Source organism: Aeromonas enterica (assembly GCF_054052465.1).
Genome location: NZ_JBSTYL010000004.1, coordinates 292,125 through 312,977 on the forward strand (window position 1 = coordinate 292,125; position 20,853 = coordinate 312,977).

16 protein-coding genes and 1 pseudogene are annotated in these 20,853 nt (G+C 58.9%); 11 read left to right on the plus strand and 6 right to left on the minus strand.

What is annotated here, in order from left to right; all coding sequences use genetic code 11:
- Positions 1–245: 245 nt before the first annotated feature.
- From thrA to tsgA, 10 genes and pseudogenes are all read left to right on the plus strand, one after another.
- Positions 246–2,705: a bifunctional aspartate kinase/homoserine dehydrogenase I gene (gene thrA / locus ACW5XD_RS07260; RefSeq protein WP_456494290.1), complete on the plus strand. Its 2,460-nt coding sequence runs from the start codon at positions 246–248 to the stop codon at positions 2,703–2,705.
- A 2-nt stretch (positions 2,706–2,707) separates the two neighbouring features.
- Positions 2,708–3,700, plus strand: a complete 993-nt coding sequence (thrB, locus tag ACW5XD_RS07265) for a homoserine kinase (RefSeq protein WP_456494291.1) — start codon at positions 2,708–2,710, stop codon at positions 3,698–3,700.
- Positions 3,697–4,971 (plus strand): threonine synthase, encoded by a 1,275-nt coding sequence (gene thrC / locus ACW5XD_RS07270; protein WP_456494292.1) that lies wholly within the window; start codon positions 3,697–3,699, stop codon positions 4,969–4,971. Before thrB ends, thrC begins: the two co-directional genes overlap by 4 nt.
- Positions 4,972–5,065: 94 nt before the next feature.
- A complete protein-coding gene (locus tag ACW5XD_RS07275) occupies positions 5,066–5,458 on the plus strand; it encodes a YybH family protein (RefSeq protein WP_456494293.1) in 393 nt (130 codons plus the stop codon).
- Between the two features lie 47 nt (positions 5,459–5,505).
- Positions 5,506–5,778, plus strand: a pseudogene (locus ACW5XD_RS07280) (ABC transporter ATP-binding protein); the annotation flags it as partial.
- A gap of 297 nt (positions 5,779–6,075) precedes the next feature.
- Entirely contained in the window at positions 6,076–6,645 is a 570-nt protein-coding gene (locus tag ACW5XD_RS07285; RefSeq protein WP_456494294.1) for an SLATT domain-containing protein, read from the plus strand.
- The gene (locus ACW5XD_RS07290; RefSeq protein WP_456494295.1) at positions 6,642–7,976 is read left to right on the plus strand and encodes a reverse transcriptase domain-containing protein; all 1,335 of its coding nucleotides are present in this window, start codon (positions 6,642–6,644) and stop codon (positions 7,974–7,976) included. The genes ACW5XD_RS07285 and ACW5XD_RS07290 overlap by 4 nt, the downstream gene beginning before the upstream one ends.
- A 664-nt stretch (positions 7,977–8,640) precedes the next feature.
- Entirely contained in the window at positions 8,641–9,021 is a 381-nt protein-coding gene (locus ACW5XD_RS07295; RefSeq protein WP_456494296.1) for a hypothetical protein, read from the plus strand.
- A 286-nt stretch (positions 9,022–9,307) separates the two neighbouring features.
- A complete protein-coding gene (gene deoD, locus ACW5XD_RS07300) occupies positions 9,308–10,009 on the plus strand; it encodes a purine-nucleoside phosphorylase (RefSeq protein WP_456494297.1) in 702 nt (233 codons plus the stop codon).
- 55 nt (positions 10,010–10,064) lie between these two features.
- Positions 10,065–11,228: an MFS transporter TsgA gene (gene tsgA, locus ACW5XD_RS07305; protein ID WP_456494298.1), complete on the plus strand. Its 1,164-nt coding sequence runs from the start codon at positions 10,065–10,067 to the stop codon at positions 11,226–11,228.
- Between the two features lie 90 nt (positions 11,229–11,318).
- Here the strand turns inward: tsgA and ACW5XD_RS07310 are convergent, their stop codons facing one another.
- From ACW5XD_RS07310 to ACW5XD_RS07330, 5 genes are all read right to left on the minus strand, one after another.
- Positions 11,319–11,996: a Crp/Fnr family transcriptional regulator gene (locus ACW5XD_RS07310; protein ID WP_456494299.1), complete on the minus strand. Its 678-nt coding sequence runs from the start codon at positions 11,994–11,996 to the stop codon at positions 11,319–11,321.
- 65 nt (positions 11,997–12,061) lie between these two features.
- Positions 12,062–15,322: a response regulator gene (locus ACW5XD_RS07315; RefSeq protein WP_456494300.1), complete on the minus strand. Its 3,261-nt coding sequence runs from the start codon at positions 15,320–15,322 to the stop codon at positions 12,062–12,064.
- Positions 15,323–15,488: 166 nt separating this feature from the next.
- Positions 15,489–16,256, minus strand: a complete 768-nt coding sequence (locus ACW5XD_RS07320; RefSeq protein ID WP_456494301.1) for a DODA-type extradiol aromatic ring-opening family dioxygenase — start codon at positions 16,254–16,256, stop codon at positions 15,489–15,491.
- A gap of 395 nt (positions 16,257–16,651) precedes the next feature.
- Positions 16,652–17,122 carry an FKBP-type peptidyl-prolyl cis-trans isomerase gene (locus ACW5XD_RS07325; RefSeq protein ID WP_456494302.1) on the minus strand — a complete coding sequence of 157 codons (471 nt, stop codon included), beginning with the start codon at positions 17,120–17,122 and terminating at the stop codon, positions 16,652–16,654.
- Between the two features lie 139 nt (positions 17,123–17,261).
- On the minus strand, positions 17,262–18,416 hold the full coding sequence (locus ACW5XD_RS07330) for a Na/Pi cotransporter family protein (RefSeq protein ID WP_456494303.1): 1,155 nt from the start codon (positions 18,414–18,416) through the stop codon (positions 17,262–17,264).
- Positions 18,417–18,699: 283 nt separating this feature from the next.
- On the opposite strand from ACW5XD_RS07330, the gene ACW5XD_RS07335 reads away from it, so the two are divergent.
- Positions 18,700–19,080: a hypothetical protein gene (locus ACW5XD_RS07335; protein ID WP_456494304.1), complete on the plus strand. Its 381-nt coding sequence runs from the start codon at positions 18,700–18,702 to the stop codon at positions 19,078–19,080.
- Between the two features lie 103 nt (positions 19,081–19,183).
- On the opposite strand, the gene ACW5XD_RS07340 is transcribed toward ACW5XD_RS07335, so the two are convergent.
- Positions 19,184–20,536: an APC family permease gene (locus tag ACW5XD_RS07340; RefSeq protein ID WP_456494305.1), complete on the minus strand. Its 1,353-nt coding sequence runs from the start codon at positions 20,534–20,536 to the stop codon at positions 19,184–19,186.
- Positions 20,537–20,853: the final 317 nt, after the last annotated feature.

A 20,853-nucleotide genomic window follows, 5' to 3' on the forward strand; every position in this document is an offset into this window, starting at 1 on the left:
CGCCTGCCGCGGTATTGCTAAAAGCCAGCTTCGTTCAAGAGTGTTCGTCATGCAGTCATTCACCAACGTCACCACCACCACCATTATTACCGGTACCACCACAGGTGGCACTGGGGCCGGTTGATGCGCTGACGAACAAGCACAGAAATCAAAAAAGGCCCGTACCCACCCAGTACGGGCCTTTTTGTTGAGTTGTTTTTAGACCGTTTTCAGATCAATTTGCAGGGTTCACAGGGAGATAAGCGATGAGAGTGTTGAAGTTTGGCGGGTCGTCACTGGCCGACGCAGAGCGTTTTTTACGGGTAGCCGATATCGCGGTCAATACCCACGGCCAATCCCAGGTTGCCCTGGTGCTATCGGCACCGGCCAAGGTGACCAATCACCTGGTCGCCCTGGTGGAGCAGACCAGTCGCGGCATGGATGCCAGTTCCACCCTGTTTGAAATCAACGGTATCTTCTCCCGCCTGCTGGCCGGCTTGAAGGCCGCGTATCCGGCGCTGGATGACAAGGCGCTGCAGGCCCGCCTCACCGCCGAGCTGGATCAGGTGGAGCGGCTGATGCAGGGCATCCGCCTGCTGGGGCTCTGCCCGGACAACGTGCAGGCCCGCATCCTGAGCCGCGGCGAGAACCTCTCCATCGCCTTCATGCACGAGTTGCTGCGAGTGCGCGGCCTCGAGCTGGATATCATAGTACCGGAGCAACTGCTGGCCACCGACGGCGGCTACCTCGAAGCTCACGTCGACATCGAGGCCTCCCGCCTGCGCTTTGCCGCCAAGGGGCTGCGTTCCGATTGTCTCTACCTGATGCCGGGCTTCACCGGTGGCAGCGACAAGGGTGAGACCGTGCTGCTGGGTCGTAACGGCTCGGATTACTCAGCCGCCGTGCTGGCCGCCTGCGTCGATGCCGAGTGTTGCGAGATCTGGACTGACGTGGAGGGTTGCTACAACTGCGACCCGCGCTTGGTGCCGGACGCCTACCTGCTGAAAACCCTCTCCTATAAAGAGGCGATGGAGCTCTCGTATTTTGGCGCCAAGGTGCTGCACCCGAAAACCATCGCGCCCGTGGCCCAATTCCACATTCCCTGCCTTATCAAGAACAGCTTCAACCCGCAGGGGCCTGGCACCCTGATCGGCGTCGAGCAGGGGGATGACGACCTGAAAGTGAAGGCCATCTCGGATCTCTCCGGCATGTGTATGTTCAACGTCTCCGGCCCTGGCATGAAGGGCATGGTGGGCATGGCCGGTCGCATCTTCTCCGCCGTCTCCCGCGCCGGGGTCAGCATCGTCCTCATCACCCAGTCATCAAGCGAGTACAGCGTCAGCTTCTGTATCCACAGCTATGACTGCGACAAGACCCGCAAGGTGCTGGAGCGCGAGTTCGAGCTGGAATTCAAGAACCAGCTGCTGGATCCGCTGGAGATCATGAGCGATCTGGCCATCATCTCCCTGATCGGTGACGGCATGCGCACCAGCAAGGGGATGGCGGCCCGCTTCTTCACCTCGCTGGCGCAGGCCTCCATCAATATCGTCGCCATCGCGCAGGGCTCGAGCGAGCGTTCCATCTCCGCCGTGGTGCGGGATCGCAAGGTGGCCGAAGCCATCAAGGCCTGCCACCAGAATTTCTTCGGCAGCCAGCAGTTCATCGATCTCTTCGTAGTCGGCGTCGGCGGTGTCGGCGCGGCCCTGGTGGATCAGATTGCCCGCCAGCAGCCGGTATTGGCCGAACAGGGCACCGGCCTGCGGGTAGTGGGCATCGCCAACAGCCGCCAGATGGCGGTCAACAAGGATGGGCTGAATCTTGCCCACTGGCGTGAACAGCTGGTGGAGGCCCGTGACAGCTTCAGCCTGGAAGCGGTGCAAAAGCTGGTGGAAGAGAGCCACCTCATCAACCCGGTGATCGTCGACTGCACCTCGAGCGAGGCCGTCGCCGTCCAGTACGCCGACTTCCTGGCCGCCGGTTTCCACGTGGTCACCCCGAACAAGAAGGCCAACACAGGGTCGCTCGATTACTACAAGGCGCTGCGTCGCACCGCCCGTCAGACTCGTCGCAAGTTCCTGTACGAGACCAACGTCGGCGCCGGCCTGCCGGTCATCGAAAACCTGCAAAACCTCATCAAGGCCGGTGACAAGCTGCGCGCCTTCGACGGCGTGCTGTCCGGCTCTCTCTCTTTCATCTTCGGCAAGCTGGATGAGGGCATGGCCTTCTCCGAGGCGACCAAGATTGCCCGTGGCAACGGCTTCACCGAGCCGGATCCCCGCGACGATCTCAACGGCATGGACGTGGCGCGCAAGCTGCTCATTCTGGCTCGCGAGGCCGGCATGGCGCTGGAGCTCTCCGACGTGGAAGTGGAGCAGGCACTGCCGCCAGGATTTGATGTGAGCGGCGATGTGGAAGCCTTTATGGCCCGCCTGCCCGAAGCTGACGGCTGGTTCCGCGACCAGTTCGCACTGGCTCAGAGCGAGGGCAAGGTGCTGCGTTACGTGGGTTCCATCGAGGGCGGCAAGTGCAAGGTCGCCATCAAGGCGGTCGGCGCCGATGAGCCGCTGTTCAAGGTCAAAGACGGGGAGAACGCGCTCGCCTTCTTCTCCACCTACTACCAGCCGATCCCGCTGGTGCTGCGCGGCTATGGCGCCGGTACCGAAGTGACTGCGGCGGGCGTCTTTGCCGACGTGCTGCGCACCCAGAACTGGAAGCAGGAGTTATAACCATGAGTTCAGAGATGAACCCCTATATGGCAGCAGGCGGCAGCGTGGTTGCCTACGCCCCCGCCTCCAGCGCCAACCTGAGCGTGGGATTCGATGTACTGGGGGCGGCGCTCGCCCCCGTGGATGGCTCCCTGCTGGGCGATCGGGTGCAAGTGAAAGCGGCTGACGTGGCGTTTGCCCTCTCTTCCGTGGGCCGCTACGCCCACAAGTTGCCGGACGATCCGAAAAAGAACATCCTCTACGACTGCTGGGTCGCCTATGGCGAGGCGCTGGAGAAGCGCGGCCAGCAGCTCAAGCAGCTCGAAATGGTGCTGGAGAAGAACCTGCCGGTGGGCTCGGGTCTGGGTTCCAGTGCCTGTAGCGTGGTGGCGGCCCTTGAAGGGCTCAACGCCTTTCACGGCGAGCCCCTCAACGAGCACGATATGTTGCTGCTGATGGGGGAGATGGAAGGGCGCATCTCCGGCTCCGTCCACTACGACAACGTCGCTCCCTGCTATCTCGGCGGCATGCAGCTGGTGCTGGAAGAGCACGGCGTCATCAGCCAGGGCATCCCTGTGTTCGAGCAGTGGTACTGGGTGGTCTGCTATCCGGGTACTGTGGTGTCTACCGCTGCCGCCCGCGCCATTCTGCCGGCCCAGTATCGCCGGCAGGATTGTCTCACCTACGGCCGCCGGCTGGCTGCCTTCGTCCACGCCAGCTACACAGGGCAGGAGGGATTGGCCGCGAGCGTACTGAAGGACGTGATTGCCGAACCCTACCGCGCGGCGCTGATCGAAGGCTTCAACGAGGTGCGGGCCCAGGCGGCCCAGAACGGGGCGCTGGCCACCGGCATCTCCGGCTCAGGCCCCAGCGTCTTCGTGGTGATGAAGGATCTGGCGCAGGCCGAGCGGATGAAGGATTGGATGGACGCACATTTCGTGCAGAACGAAGATGGATTTGCCCGGGTCTGTAAATTGGACATGGCCGGGGCACGGGTAACAGGAAGCGAGCTATGAATCTTTACAATATCAAGGACAAGAGTGAACAGGTGAGCTTCGCGCAGGCGGTGCGTCAGGGGCTGGGCCGTGAGCAGGGGCTCTTCTTCCCCGAAGTGATTGCGCCGCTGGCCGACGTGGATGCCCTGCTGGACTTGCCGCTGGCCGAGCGTTCCGCCCGCATCATCAGCCATCTGCTGGGGGATGAAGTGCCCGCCGCCAAGGTAAGCGAGCTGATCGACGCCGCCTTCACCTTCCCGGCGCCGCTGGTGAAACTCAAAGATGGCACTTATGCCCTTGAGCTGTTCCACGGCCCGACCCTGGCATTCAAGGATTTTGGCGGCCGCTTTATGGCCCAGTGCCTCGCCGCGTTCCGTACCAACGACAAGATCACCATATTGACCGCCACCTCCGGCGACACAGGCGCCGCCGTGGCCCACGCCTTCTACGGGCTGGAAGGGATCGAGGTGGTCATTCTCTACCCCAAGGGCAAGATCAGCCCCCTGCAGGAAAAGCTCTTCTGCACCCTGGGCGGCAATATCCGCACCATCGCCATCGACGGCGACTTCGATGCCTGTCAGGCGCTGGTGAAAGATGCCTTCGACGACGAGGAGCTGAAAAAGGCCATAGGTCTGAACTCCGCCAACTCCATCAATATCAGCCGCCTGCTGGCGCAGGTTTGCTACTACTTCGAGGCGGTTGCCCAGTTGCCGAAAGCGGATCGTGCCAAGGCGGTCATCAGCGTGCCGTCCGGCAACTTTGGCAACCTCACTGCGGGGCTGATCGCCAAGGCGCTGGGGCTGCCGGTGAAGCGCTTTATCGCCGCCACCAACGCCAACGATACCGTGCCGCGCTACCTGAAATCTGGCCAGTGGGAGCCGCACCAGACGGTCGCGACCCTCTCCAACGCTATGGACGTGAGCCGCCCCAACAACTGGCCTAGGGTAGAGGAGCTGTGCCGCCGCAACGGCTGGGCGCTGGAAACGCTGGGCTCCGGCATGCGTGACGACGCCCAGACCCGCGATGCGCTCAAACGCCTGCACCAGCTGGATTATCTGTGCGAGCCCCACGGCGCCATCGCCTGGGATCTGCTGAACGAGCAGCTCGGTGAAGATGAGGTGGGGGTCTTCCTCTGCACCGCCCATCCCGCCAAGTTCAAGGAGTCGGTGGACGAGATCCTGAATCTCGATGTGCCGCTGCCCGGCCCGCTTGCCAAGCACGCCGAACTGCCGCTGCTCTCCGTTAATTTGCCAGCGGAGTTTGCCCGGTTAAGGGCCTTCCTGCTCGGTTAAGTGGATTGCCAATCCCCCGACCTCGGGGGATTTTTCTATCCGTTGTTTTCTATCCATGACAGGATGGGCAAGCCGCCCCATATAAGGAGTGAAGATGAATCAGCATCCCCTTCGAACCCTCATCGAGACCTGCGACGCCGCCATCTCCCGGCGTGATTTCGACGCCTTGATGGCCTTCTACGCCGAGGACGCCGCCTTGGTGGTCAAGCCCGGCATGGTGGTGCGCGGCATTCCCGCTATCCGCCGCGCCTTCACCGCGATCTCGGATTACTTTCAGGGGCAGCTCAAGGTGGAGCAGGGTGCCATGGCGGTGATTGAGGGGGCCGGCAATGCGCTGGTGATCATGGAGACCCGGCTGCGCTATCCCGATGGGCAAGGCGGCCAGATCGATGAGAACCGACGTGCCACCTATGTCTTTCGCAAGGAGGCAGATGGGGAGTGGCGTTGCACCATAGATAACTCCTATGGTACTGCGCTAGTCCCATAACCCCAGCGGCTCAACGTCGCCTCACTTGGCTAGATCCTTGGTCCGCTCGCGCCCCGCAACCGACCCACCAGTTGAGTGGTGGTGAGCGGCTGAAGCTGGGCTTCTTGATGGTATTGGCACAGCAACCTGAGCTGCTGCTCCTCGATGAGACGGATAATCACCTGGATAACGCCTCTCGCCAGCTGCTCACTCAGGTGCTGGCCGATTATCCGGGCACGTTGCTGCTTGTCTCCCTCGATCCCGAGTTTGTCGCCGGAGTGGGAATACAGGTTGGGGGGAGAAATAGAAACGGAAGAATAAAGATGGGTGGTACTTCTTAGTACCACCCATCTTGCCTGTTCCAAATTTCCATTTCATATAAAGTCTTCAAAAATGGAGAGCTATGAGGAGATGGATATGATCAGCCTAAAATGATTGATTACATAAATTCCTATATATTTAGTTTGATTTTCAGTGGAAAAACAGTAATCTCCTGTTGAGAGGCGTATCGCTTGCGATCATCCAGTCTTCTGGGTGCAACTAATTTTGGGAGGGTTTTCCTCTAGTTTTACTAGTCTGTTTAACAGGCGTTACACGATTACTACCTTTGACGCCTCACTCTTCAAAGGATTTTTTCAATGAGCGACTTCTCTGACAAGGTATGGTGGACACGAAAGTCCAAAATAAAAGCTGAGCGTAGGTTGTTGAATCTTGATACATATTCTCAGATATTACTTCTTTGGCACTCCGTATTTCTTGTGTTTTATTCTATCTACACATTGGTAAATCCTGTTAAAAGTAGTTCTGAGTCGGCAATAATGGTTGCTTTATCAGTTTCTATACTTATCCTCACATTATTCATCAATAATATGAACTACAAAGGAAGAGCTATGCTTTTAAAGCAGAGCTACGAGCAGCTAAGCTTGATTTATACAAAAACTATATCTAGTCATGGTCATGATTTAGCTCAGTTAGATAAAGACTACCAATCTATACTTGCCGCATCCGAAAATCATCTTGAACTTGATTTCATTAAAGCAGTTGTTGATGAAAATAATAACTCTACAGATGGTTCAAAACTAAGTAAGCATCCAACTTGTATCCATAAATTACTTGTGGTGTTCTATGCGGTAAGAAACTTCATATACTTTGTTTTTATATTTTGCGTTCCTTTTCTTATTTTATATTTTTTAAGGATGGATGCATGAACTCCTATAATATACTAAAAAAGCATTTCGAAACTGCGAATCTGAAAAGGATTTATAAGGAAAACGTTCTGCTATCTTCAGCAACCGGTGTGGATAATATGTCACACGAAATATTCTGGAGGTTTCATGATGATGAAATGAATGTTGTACAGAGAAAGTCGCTTAATGGTAATTATGATTTTAATAAATATAAACTTAAATTAATTAGTAAAGGAAAGGGGAAGGCTCCCCGTGAAATATCAATCCCTACAATTAGAGATAAAATAGCACTACGTGCAACTTGTGATTTTTTACAAGAAATATATCAGAATGATCTTGTATTTAATCTACCGCAGGAAATGGTCGTTGAAGTCAAAGAAGCTGTTTCTTCGAATGCCTATGATTCGTACTTAAAATTTGACGTTGCTAATTTTTATCCATCAGTTGTGCATGATAAGTTGATTAGCCGGTTACGAGGGAAAATTAGAGACAAAAGAATATTAGATCTGATTTACAGTGCAATAAAATCCCCGACAGTGTCAAAACCCAGTAAAAGTGATATTGATTCAAATTGTGGGGTTCCTCAGGGTTTATCTGTATCAAATATCCTTGCAGCTATTTACTTATTGAATATTGATAAATATTTTTCTAAATTGGATGGAATAAAATATTTCCGATATGTTGATGATGTGCTGATATTGTGTGCCTCATCACAGACCGAAAAAATTTCACTCGAGATTATCAGGAGATTTAAACATTTAGGGTTGAAGGTGTATGATCCTAAACGAAACCCTGAAAAGTCCAGTACAGGGTCTTTGGGTTATGATGAATTTGGGTATCTTGGATATTATTTTCAAGGTAATGTAGTAACTGCAAGAAAAGGGTCAGTTGACAATCTGAGAGAATCACTTATAGCAATTTTCACTGGTTATAAACACTCCCAATTGAGGAATGCTGAGTTTTTAGAATGGCGGGTTAATTTACGCATAACGGGATGTATTTTTCAGAATAAATCTAAAGGATGGATGTATTTCTTCTCAGAAATAACAGATGAAAATTTATTGCATGAACTAGATGCTTTCTTACAAAAATTGATTGTAAGGTTTAATGTGAAGGTGAACCTTAAATCATTTGTGCGTACATATTTTCAGATTAAGCATTATAGGCGTGAAACAACATACATTCCTAATTTCGACAACTATGATCTTGAAAAGAAAATTCATGTGTTAAGTTACTACTTTAAAAAAGATACCAGTAATATGACTGAGGAGGAGGTTAATTATCATTTTAATAAAAGAATAGCTAAGCAAGTAAAAGATATTGAAACAGATATAAAAGATGCAGGTTATTAAATTTATGAATCTCGTATGCTGGGCTAAACCTTGTGGGTTGATGCTTCACGAAATGAAGCCTAACGTTTATCATGTGTGACATATATGAATTAAAATAAATAACCTAATCATTGGTTATCGATCTCTACTCGATATCTCAGTGAATGGATAAATAAGGTAAATTAATAGATAAGGTATTCCTATCAGAATTAACGGTGGACAAGACCCAAGCTACCGCCCCTGGATTACAGCTTCCAATGCGCTCCATCGACCAGCGGGCGGAGCCCGGATGGTGCTGTAGGCGCCGAATGACCAGCATATCCTCAAGCCTCATACGCAAACCAGTCACAAAGTGACGTAGCTACCTGAAAATTCTCTTTTTATGCGCTACCTCAACAAATCGCACTGACCGGGCACTGGATTCCCATGGCCCTTTATTTTATTGGGGTTGGCGGGTGTGGCGAGGAAGATGGGTCTGGCTTGCTGTTGAGGCGGAGCTGGCTGGGGAGAATCCCGCTCTGCCAATCGGCGCTATAGTGCGGGGATGGTTGCCCGGCTTCCGGTCGCCCTTGCTGGCGAGACGGGGGATCTGCGGCAACAATCAGCTGTTGCAATAACCGCTATTTGCAAACCATCACCATGCAAACAGGTCACCATGCCAACACATCACAATAAGGAACGTCATATGAAGCGTATTGCCATCCTGTTCGGCCTGCTCTGCGGTAGCGTGCTGCTGACCAATCCGGTTTTTGCCAACGACTCCACCCAGTTGCAGTGCGAGGCGCAGGCTGCGGCCAAGAAGCTGAACGGCGCTGCCAAGACCAGTTTTATCGGCAAGTGTGTGAAAGATGCCGCCGGCGCAGCGACCGGTGAGTGCGAGAAGGCGGCGGCCGACAAGAAGCTGGCCGGTGCGGCCAAGAACAGCTTTATCCAGAAGTGCGTGAAGACGGGGGCGGCGATGGATCCGACGGCCAAGTGCGAGAAGGCGGCGGCCGACAAGAAGCTGGCCGGCGCGGCCAAGAACAGCTTTGTCCAGAAGTGCGTGAAGGATAGCGCCGCCAAGTAAGGCGTTTTCTTGTCCGGTGTGTTTGCGAGGGGCCTGATGGCCCCCCGCGCTTTTTGGGCGCAGGGGCGTTATCGCTGAACGGGTGACGGGGCGCTTGCCGCAGGGGCAGGGCTGGGTTGGGCGGGGGCAGATAAGCGGCGGCGAAGGAGGGCAAGCGGGGTGGCCCTGGAGAAGTTGCCGGAACTGGGATCTCGATCGGGGCAACAGGACTTTTGTCCTGCAAGGGGAGGCCAGGCGGGGGCTAGGATGCGCTCATCTACAGGAGTCAAACTGGAGCACAACAACAATGACAGCTCATATCAATGCCAACCCGGGCGATTTCGCCGATACCGTCATCATGCCGGGGGATCCGCTGCGGGCCCGCTATATCGCCGAGACCTTTCTGACCGATGCGTGCGAGGTGACCAATGTGCGCAACATGCTGGGCTACACCGGCTACTACAACGGTCAGCGCATCTCTGTGATGGGCCACGGCATGGGGATCCCCTCCATGGTGCTCTACGCCCACGAGCTGGTGAACGACTTCGGGGTCAAGCGGATCATCCGCATCGGCAGTCTGGGAGCGACCCAGCGCCATGTGCAGATGCGCGATGTCATCCTGGCGCAGGCGGCGGGCACCGACTCCCCCACCAACGCCAAGCGCAGCGCCGGTTACCAGATGGCCACCTCGGCCGACTTCACCCTGTTGCACAAGGCGTTTACCAAGGCGCAGGAGAAGGCGATTCCGGTCAAGGTGGGCAATATCTTCACCGGCGATCTCTATTACGATCCGGACGAAAACCTCATTCCGGCGCTGGAGAAGTTCGGCGTGCTCGGCATCGACATGGAGGTGGCCGGTCTCTACGGGCTGGCCCATCAGCAGGGGATAGAGGCGCTCGCCATCCTCACCGTCTCCGACCACTGCCTGACCGGTGAAGAGACCACTGCCGAGGAACGGCAACTCTCCTTTAACCAGATGATCGAGCTGGCGCTGCATACCGCGCTGTAAGCGCCGCGGCCCCGCCCAACCCTGCACGCACCCTGACCCCTATGAGAGATCCAATATGAACAATAAGCTCTCCCTCACTGCCATCAGCTTCCTGGCCAACTTCGTGATGGCCGGTTTTGCGACCCAGTTCGGCATGCTGATCGAACCCATCGCCGCCAAGTTCGGCGCAGACGTCAATCAGGTGGCCTCCATCTTCTCTCTGCTGAACGGCGGGGCGCTGGCGGGCACCATAGCGGCCTTCTTCCTCATCGAGAAGGTGGGCCTCAAGCGGATGACGCTGCTCTGCTACGGCCTGATCGCGCTGGCGGCGGCCTCGCTCCATCTGACCGGTTCCCTCTATGTGGTGATGGCGGCCATGACGGTGATTGGTCTGTGTGGCGGGGTGGGGCTCTGCATTGCGGGGACCCTGGTGGTCAGTGTCTGGAAGGCGCGGATGCAGAGCACCATGCTGGTGGTGCAGGATGCCACCTTCAACGTGGCCGGGGTGGTTTTCCCGCTTATCACCACCTACACCCTGACCCACGCCATGGCGTGGAGCTGGAGCTATCTGGCGGTGGGGGTGGTGGCGCTGGCGACCATGCTGGTGGCGGTGCTGACCAATTTTCGCAGTTGCGAGGCGGGCGGCGAGAGCGCCGGCAATGAGCACTCGGAGTGGAACCTTGGCATCATCAGAGGCGGCCTGGGGCTCTTTCTCGGCATGCTGGCGCTCTACACCTTCCTCACCTGGGCGCCTATGTTCGTGAAGAACAAGTTCGGCATCCCCTTCGAGGAGGCGGGCAACATCATCACCCAGTACTGGACGGCGGCCCTGCTCGGCGCGCTGGTCTCGACCGCCATCGTCACCCGCATTGCGATCCGCACCTTCCTCTTGGTGATCATCACATTGGCGATGGGGATGACGGCGCTCATCGTCACCACCGACAATCTGAGCCAGCTGCCTTACCTCACCTATGGTTACGGCTTTGTCTGCGCCGCGCTCTACAACGCCTTTATCGCCTACGGGGTGTCGTTTGTGCGCCAGGCATCGAGCAAGAACGTCGCCTATATCCTCATCAGCGGCAGCGCGGGGGCCATGTTCAGCCCGGCCATCAGTGCCCTGCTGGAGCAGGTGATCGGCTTGCAGGCGGTGATGTATGCCATCCCGATGATCTACGGCCTGATCCTCGCCATGCTGGTAGCCTCGCTGAGAATGGCTCGGCCCCAGCCCTGTCTGGCCTGAGCGGGGGAGTGAATGGCAAGAGGGGCGGTTTGGACCGCCCCTCTTTTTACCCTGTTATTGTGACTTGTTGGCGGGCGTTGCCCGCTTTGTTTATGGCTGCTCCAGAAACCCCTTGAGCCCCGCCAGATCGCGGATCTGCAACCCTTCCTCACCGCGCTCCACCAGTCCCTTGTCCATCAGCTCTTTTACCGCTCGCCGGTAGACTCGGTCCGTGGTACCGAAACGTTCCGCCTCCTGATACCCCTTGCGAAAGCCGCTCACCGGATTGTCATGACAGTGGCTGTGATAGAGGTCGAGGGCAATGTTGTAGCTGATGGGGTAGAGCATGCGGCAGGTGAAGATATCCACAGTGTCCTGATAGTCGATGGCAATGGCGGTGGCAAAGAAGAGCGCCACCTTTGGGTGGGCGACCAGCGCCTGCTCCAGCTGCTCGCCGTCGATGCGGGCCACCGCCAGCGGCTCCTCGGCGATGATGTCGAGCTGGCAGCGGTAGCCGGTGAAGAACTCCATCTCGCCAAACAGCTGGTTGTCGCACTCCAGGGTGCCGAGCTGAAAGCGGCGGCCATTCATGGCGGTGTGGCCCATGGCGATGCGGCCATTCGGCACCAGCACCAGATCCCGCAACGGCTCCCCTTGGCGCATCAGGGGTTCCCCCTCGGGGATCAGGCGCCGCTCCGTGATGCAGGATGAAACCACCTGCACGATAAGATCGTGGCTGGCCTGCCAGTGGGGCTGAAAGCGGCCCTTGAGAAGCGGTTTGAGTTGCATGAAGTGCGCGCGCCTGCTGAAAACAAGCGGCTATTACACACGCTTGCGGGCGGATACTCCAGCCCTTAAACCCGCTCGCCTGTCCGGGTCTGAGCCTCAAGCTGGTTGAGGCTGGCGAGTGCGGTGCGCAGGCGGGCAAGCCCTATGGGTTTGTAGAGGCAATCATCCATGCCGGCGGCCAGACAGAGTGCCCGCTCGCGGGGCAGGGCATGGGCGGTGAAGCCCCAGATTGGCAGCTCATGACCACGGGCGCGGATACGGCGAGTCAGCTCGAAACCATCCATCAGCGGCATCTGGCAGTCGGTGATGACCAGATCGAAGGGATGGCTCTGGATGGCCCGCAGCGCCTCGACCCCGTTGCCGCGCACGCTCACCTCGTGGCCCAGGTGCTTGAGTTGCTGGCGCAGCAGGATCTGGTTGGCGTGGTTGTCATCCACCACCAGGATCTGCAGCTGCGCCACGTCACCCTGCGCCGGGGATCTGACCCCGTCGCCGTGTCGGTGCGAGGGGGCGGGCGGCTGCGCGGCGGCATCGCCCATCGGGGTCAGCGGCAGGCGGATCCTGAGTTCGGTGCCCACTCCGAGCTGGCTGCTGACCTCTATCTTGCCCCCCATTATCTGGCACAGGATCCGGGCGATATTGAGGCCAAGGCCCGTGCCCGCGTACTGATAAGGGTCGTGGGCACGATAGAAGGGGTTGAACAGCAGGGGCAGCTTGTCGGGCGCTATGCCCACGCCGCTGTCGGCTATGGTGAGCAGCAGCAGGGGACGACTGGCGTCCCCGCCGAGTGTGGCCCTGAGGCTCACCTCCCCCCGTTCGGTGAACTTGATGGCGTTGCCGAGCAGATTGAAGATGATCTGGCGCAGCCGCAGCGGATCGATCAGCACCCGCGGCAGGGCGTCCAGAGTGACGAGGTAACTCAGCCCCTTCTGCTCGGCCATGCCCCTGAACACCTGGGCCACGGATTGCAGCAGCGGCGCCAGCTCGCAGGGGGCGGGGGAGAGCGTCATCTGGCCCGACTCTATGCTGGAGATGTCGAGCACGTCGCCGATGAGATCCAGCAGACCGTTGGCGGACTCGGAGGCGATGCGCAGTTGCTCGCTGGTGTGGGGCGCGAGCGCCGGATCCTGAATGGCGAGCTCCAGCATGCCGAGAATGGCGTTCATGGGGGTGCGGATCTCGTGGCTCATGGTGGCGAGAAAATCGCTCTTGGCCCGGCTGGCGTTGTCGGCTTGCTCCTTGGCGTGGCGCAGCGCCTCCTCCATGGTCTTGCGCTCTGTGATGTCGATCCAGCCGTTGATCACCCCGCTGATGGCCCCCTGGCCGTCAAAGTAGGGCACCATCCAGTGGTAGACGAACTGGCGCCGCTCCGTGTTGCTGAAGATGCGATCCGAGAGGATGGGGCTGCCGCTGTGCAGCGCCTGCTGGAAATCCTGCTCCAGCGCGACGATGGCATCGGCATTGATGTGCCCCTGCAACCCTTCGACGAAGGATTTGCCCAGTACCTGATCCAGTCGGGCGTCCAGGATGGCGAGGTACTTGCTGTTGCAGAGGATCACCTTGCCGCCCGTGTTGCGCACCACGATGGGGTGGGGCAGGCTCTCCCCCAGCGCCTCGATGAAACGCACATGTTCCTCCAGCTGGCGGCGGGAGGCCTGCTCCGATTGCGCCAGCCGGTTGAGCATGCGGTTGCGGTAAAACAGCAACAAGGCCAGGCCGAGCAGGACCGCAAACAACAGGTAGAAGTAGCGAGCATGGCGCTCCATGAAGGTGGGCGCCGGCAGTTTTCGGGTGCGCCACTCGTAGCTCATCATGGCCAGCTCGTTGGGGGAGATGGAGAGTATGGTCTTGTCGATGATGCGCATCAGCATGTCGTGACCCGGCATGCTGGCAAATCCCATCTTGATGGGGGTGCTGTCGGCGGGCCCGGCGATGCGGATCCTGGTCAGCCGGCCGCAGTCCACCGCGTTCTGGGCAAAGTAGAGCGGCACTATGGCGACATCGAGCCGCCCGCTGTCGACGGCCCGCATCGCCTCATCCGCGCTCTCCATGAAGCTCACCTGGCTGTCGTCGGTCAGCTGCCGGGCTATGGGGTTGTAGTAAGTCGCGCCCACCCGTTTGCCCGCCAGCTCCCCCAGGGTGCCGCGCAAGTCATCCCCCTTGCGCGCGACTATCACATAGATGTCATCGGTGGAGTAGGGGATGGAGGCGTGCAGCCGGTAGCTCTCGGCCACCGGCTTGGAGATGGCACCGATGAGATCGAGCTCGCCGCTATGCAGGGCGTCGTTGCGCGCCTGCTCCGAGCGAAATGACACAAATTCGAACTTCAGGCCGGAGCGCTTGCTCAGCTTGGCCAGCATGTCTACCGACATGCCGGTGAGCTGGTTGTCATAATCCCGCACGCCATAGGGGTAGAGATCGTCCACCAGCCACACCTTGACGGGCTTGGCTCTGGCGAGCCAGGCCAGCTCGGCGACGTCATAGATGTCGGCCGGGTTGTCGACTATGTCGCGGATGGGCCCGTTCCACTGGCTGAAGATGAGGCTGCGGGTCACGTCGTTGACCTCTTGCAGCGTGCGGTTGAGCAGGGCCAGCAGGTGCGGGTTGCGCGCCGAGACCGCGAAGCGAAAGCCGTCCGGGGCCAGGCTGGGCTGTGCCTCGCTGCGCTGCATGAGTTTGTCGAAGCGCTCGCTGTTGAGGTAGTGCATGGAGTGGATGTCGCTCAGCAGCAGCTGATCCCGCCCGAAGAAGACAGCATCAAAGGCCGCTACGTTGGAGGGGTAGCTGACCAGGGTGAGCTGCGGGTAGTAGCGCTTGAACTTGACCGGATCGACGTACCCCTGCACGGTGGCGACGCGCTGGCCCGTCAGCAGCAGAGGCCCGGACTCGGATTTCAATGCCGAGAAGATGGGGGTATTGCTGAAATAGCGCTGACTGAGGGCGATACCGGTCTGCTGGCGCTTGCCCAGGCTAAGGTTGCCGAGGTTGACCATGTCGAGCTTGCCCGCCCGCAAGGCGGCCAGCGCGCTCTGCTTGTCATCGAACGTCAGCAGCACGACCGGCTTTTGCAACGTCTTGGCCACTATGTTCAGGTAATCGGCGGAGATCCCCTCGAAGCGGCTGTCCGAGACTATCATGGCGAACGGGCGATAGTCGTGACGCAGCACGCCGACCCGCAGCGCCTTGACTTGCCTGAGCCAGTGCTGCTCGGCTGGCACCTTGGAGGCGTAGCTGCTCTGTATGTAGTGGCGGCTGTGCAGGGTCAGCGCCTGCAGCGGCAGGGAGATCAGCAGGCCGAGGAGGATCAGGGATCTTGTAAACTTCATCATGCTACCTGGGTTGCGACAACCATCCCTGCCTGCCAGAAAACGCCCGAAAGGGGCGATTCTACCGCAAAGTCCCGCGCCATGAGTCCCTATTTACCTGTTGGTCAGTGCTCTAATCATGAAAATGGCGGGACAGGCCCGCCATATCGACTTGATTTGCACGGCGTCAGCCGAAGCGGTAGGAGCCCATGTAGAGGCTGCCGCCGTCCCAGCTGTCATGCAGCTTGAGGGGCTTGTCCTGGCCGGCGGCGCCCAGCGCCACAAACAGAGGTCGCAGGTGATCGTCGTGCGGGTGGGATTCCACCGCCCCCGGCGCGCGTGCCCGGTAATCCTCCAGCGCGGGCCTGTCGCCCTCGCTCATGGTCTGCTCCAGCCAGTTGACGAAGGCGCTTGCCCAGCCGGGCACGGGCGAGTTTTCCGGCCCGAGCGCCCGCAGGTTGTGGGTGATGGCGCCGGAGGCCAGTATGCCTATCCCTTGCTCGCGCAGGCTCTGCAGTGCCTCGCCCAGTTGCCACAGCTGGCTCGGGCTGAAACTGGCCGGGATGGAGAGCTGCACCAGGGGGATGCGGCTGGCCGGATCCATCAGGGAGAGCGGCGACCAGACGCCGTGATCCAGTTCGCGGCGCACCGGCGTGGCCGGCAAGCCCGCCAGCAGCAGCTGATCGCCCACCGCCTCCTGCAGCCACTGCGGGCTCTGCGCCGGCCAGCGAATATGGTAGAGCGGCTCGGGAAAACCGTAGAAGTCATACATGAGTGCCGGGCTGGGCTCGACGTTGATCTGCAGCTCGGTGCGGCTGAACCAGTGGGCCGAGATCACCACCAGCCCCTTGAGGTCGCCAAGAGACAGACTTTTCAGGAAGTGGGTCGCCGGCTGGTCGCGCAGAACCAGATCCGGGGCACCGTGAGAGATGAACCATACAGGGGCGATAGACATGACAAGACTCCATATAAGCTGTGTCGGTACGCGCGGCGCACCAGAAACCCGGGTCAGGGCGCGGCGCCACTGACGATGAGCTCATTATCTGCCCAGGATTGGCGGTTAACAATCTAGTGTCATGTATAAGCACTGTTCACTATAGGTTGATAGTTGTGGCAAAAACCGGAGGATTTATTCCATAAGCGACAAGGCCAGCACATGGTGCTGGCCTTGTCTGATTATCACGCCATCAGGCATTGCTGAATGCCCGGCAGCACCATGTCGAAATCCGTGCGGATAGCGAGCGGAATGCGGCCATAGGCCCGCTTATTGGATGCCCGGCAGCTTAACTTCGAGGATCAGTACGGGCGCTCAGCGGTATCTTGCTGGCGGTACGGTCGCCATAGGCCAGCTTATTGGATGCCCAGCAGCTCAACGTCGAAGATGAGCACGGATCCTGGCGGTATCTTGCCGGCGGCGCGATCGCCATAGGCCAGATTGGCGGGGATGTAGAAGCGGGTCTTCTCCCCTTCCACCATCAGCTGTACCCCTTCGGTCCAGCCCTTGATCACCTGATTGAGGCCAAACTCGATGGGCTCGCCACGGGCGACCGAGCTGTCGAAGACGGTGCCGTCCAGCAGCTTGCCCTCGTAGTGCACCTTCACCTTGCTGGTGGCGGTAGGGTGAACCGTGCCAGTGCCCGGAGTCAGCACCTCGTACTGCAAGCCGGAGGCTGTGGTGGTTACCAGAGGCTTGTCTTTGTTGCTGGCGAGGAACTCGGCACCCTTGCGCACATTGTCTTGCGCCAGCTTTTTGTTATTGCTGCTCGAGTAGAAGTAGTAGGCGACACCGGCAACCAGCAGCGCGATCAGAATGAATTTCATCAGTTTTTCCTTAAATGCAATGAAGGCGGCATCTTATCCCAGTCGGGGAGGCAGGGCGAGTCGGGACGCAGGAGGATGTGACGGGGCAGACAGACGACGCGGGGGCCCGGCTCCGGCCCCCTCGTCTCATGATGGCGGATTACTTCACTGCGACCATCATCAGGGCGGGCAGGGCGAAGAAGAGGCCCGCCACATAGCCCAGCGCCAGCAGCTTGTTCTCGCTGCCCACTCGGGCCAGTCCCTCGGCGGCCCGCACCGGCAACTCGCGCAGGAAGGGCACGCCATAGATGAGCGCCACGGCGAACAGGTTGAACAGCACGTGCACCAGGGCGATGGTCAGCGCCAGCTTGGCCCCGGCGCCGCTGATGGCGGTGGCTGCCAGCAGGGCCGTGATGGTGGTGCCTATGTTGGCGCCCAGGGTGAAGGGGTAGAGCTGACGGGTGCTGAACAGGCCGCTCCCCGCCAGCGGTATCATCAGGCTGGTGGTGGTGGAGGAAGACTGCACCATGACGGTGACCAGGGTGCCGGAGGCGATGCCGGTCAGCGGACCACGGCCCAGCGCCTTGTGCAGCAGATCCTTGGCACGCCCCACCAGCACTCGTTGCAGTACCTTGCCGAGCCAGGTGACGCAGCCGAGGATCAGCAAGATGCCGATGACGATGGTGGCGATGGCGGCGCCCTTGCCCGGCAGGAAGGAGACCAGGCCGTCAATGACGGTGAGGGCGGGGGAGATGAGGGGCTTCATGAAATCCATCCCCTGCATCGACATGTCGGCGGACCCCACCAGCAGGTTGGCCAAGGCTTCGGCGCTCTTTTGCAGCAGGCCGAACATCAGCTCCAGCGGCAAGAAGATGAACACCGCCAGCAGGTTGAAGAAGTCGTGCACGGTGGCGGCGGCGAAGGCGCGGCGAAACTCGGCCCGATCCCGGATATGGCCCATGGAGACGATGGTGTTGGTGATGGTGGTGCCGAGGTTGGCCCCCATCACCATGGGGATGGCCATGCCGATGGGCAGGCCGCCCGCCACCAGACCGACGATCACCGAGGTGACAGTGCTGGAGGATTGCACCAGTGCCGTGGCCAGTATGCCGAGCAGCAGGGCGACGAAGGGGTTGCTCGCGAAGGCGAAGATCTGGGCCGCGCCCTCGGCGCCACCGGAGAAGCCCTTGAAACCGTGGGAGACGGCGCCAACGGCCACCAGGATCAGGTAGATCAGGGTGATCACAGCGAGCCAGTTGAACAGTGGGCCAGTGCGACGGGTCTGCTGTTGTGCGAAAGATGGGGTGCTGTGCATGAAGCCTCTTGGGACAGTCTGCGTGAAAATGGACGGGCGCATTAAACCAAGGCTCCATGACAGAAATATGACAAAGTGACACTTTTGTGATGGTTTGATGACATGGCGTCGGGGTCGCTGTCGTAGGGAAAGAGGGGCGTAGCACTGCCCATGGTGGACAACCGGTGTCGGAGCCGGAGCCAATTTTGACCCGTTTGGCGACTCACGTGCCCAAGTACTTGCGCCGGGAAGTCAGGGTTATATGCTGCGCACCTTTCCTTCCCTCAACAAGAGTGATGTTGTTATGCGAGCATGGGTACTGTGTCTTTCCCTGGGTCTGCTGTCTGCCGGTGCGCAGGCCAGCGTGTTCAAGTCCGAGTGCAACCTCGACAAGGCCGTCAAGAATGAAGCGCTCAATGCGACCCTGGGTGTCAAGGGCAATTGCGACACCGACAAGCTGGTGCGCCAGCAGAAAGAGAAAGCCAAGGCGGAAGTGAAGAAGAACACCACTGACGTGCTGGACAAGAAGACCGCCGGCCTCAAAGAGGGCAAGAACGATGTGAAGGCGACCCAGCACAAGGTCAACCAGGCCGGCCAGCAGCTCAAGCAGACCCGTCAGGATGTGAAAGCGGTGACGAACGATCCGCTCAAGGCGGCTGCTACCGCCGTGATCAACCAGGGCTGATCCGCAGGCCAGTCCGCCGCGGGCATGGCCGGCGCTGGCCGGGTGCAAAACAAGAAGGGGAGCCATGGCTCCCCTTCTTGTTTTTGCGGTGTGGCGCGATCCCTTATTGGGAGTCGGCAGTCTCTTCGTATTGACGGAAGGGAATGCGGAACACGGCGAGGCGCAGGAACAGGTAGGTGACCCCCAGACCCGCCCAGATCAGGCCCAGCTCCAGCGAGCTCTGCTCCAGGTTGATCCAGAGCGCACCGATAGTGGCTGCGCCGAGCAGCGGCAGCAGCAGGTAGAGCAGGTGATCCTTGATGCTCTTGTTGCGCTTCTCGCGTACCCAGAACTGGCCTATGACCGACAGGTTGACGAAGGTGAAGGCCACTAGGGCACCGAAGTTCACCAGCGCCAGCGCGGTATCCAGATCAAACGACACGGCGGAGAGGGCCAGACCGCCCACCATCAACACGTTGATGGCCGGAGTCCGGTATTTCGGGTGGATATAGCCAAACACCCGCTCCGGGATCATGCGATCGCGCCCCATCACGTAGAGGATGCGCGACACGCCTGCGTGCGCCGCCATGCCGGAGGCCAGCACCGCGACCGTGGTGCACACCAGCACCACGCTCTGGAAGAAGGCGCCGCCGACGTAGAGGGCGATCTCGGGCAACACGGCATCGGGCTCCTTGAAACGGGTCAGGTCCGGGAAGTAGAGCTGCAGGCAGTAGGAGACCACCACGAAGATGACGCCGCCGATGAGCGCGGTCAGCACGATGGCGCGCGGGATCACTTTGCCGGCGTCAGGGGTCTCTTCACTGAGCGAGCTCAGGCCGTCGAAGCCGAGGAAGGAGAAGCAGAGGATGGTGGCGCCGGTAAACAGCGGCACCACGCTGGCGGATTCGAAGTGGAACGGCCGGCTGCTCATCAGGGTTGCCGCGCCTTCGCCGTGGTAAATGCCCCAGCCCATCAGACCGATGAAGAGGGTGATGATGGCCAGCTGGATCACCACGATCAGGCCATTGAAGTTGGCCACCAGGTTGATGCCGCGCAGGTTGAGGAAGGTCATCACGGTCACCAGACCAAAGATGAAGATCCAGGGATCGACACCCGGGAACATGGCGGTGAGGTAGATCTTGGCCAAGAGGATGTTGATCATCGGCATGAACATGTAGTCGAGCAGGGAAGACCAGCCCACCATGAAACCGACGTAGGGGTTGAACACCTTCTGGGCATAGGTATAGGCAGAGCCCGCAGAGGGGAACTTGCGCACCAGATGGCCGTAGCTGAACGCGGTCAGCAGTATGCCGCCCAGTGCCAGCAGATAGGCGGTGGCGACCCGCCCCTCGGTGATGTCACCGACGATGGCAAAGGTATCGAACACGGCCATGGGGGTCAGATAGGCGAGGCCCATCACCACCACCTGCCACATGCTGAGGGTCTTCTTCAGACGAACGGGTTGCTGCTGGCTCATTCAGGCTTCCTCCTTGCACGGACGGCAGGAAGTGGAATGGCTTGAGGCCATGGGACCGGGTTCTCGCGTACTCACAACATCGGTATGCAAACCACAGACGTTGGTCGCGCGGCGACCAAAGCAGGTTCCGGTGGCGACCGGAGACAAAGCAAACAAGAGCCCCATGTTTTTCCTCATTGCGGCATTAGGTTCATCTGAACCTTGATATCATTTCCGGAATTGTTCCGGCCTCGAGTGGTATTGATTTTTTTTCAAAATGAAAATAACCGATGTGGGATCACATCGGTTATGAAAGCGGCGGGATTTTGCCCCAGATG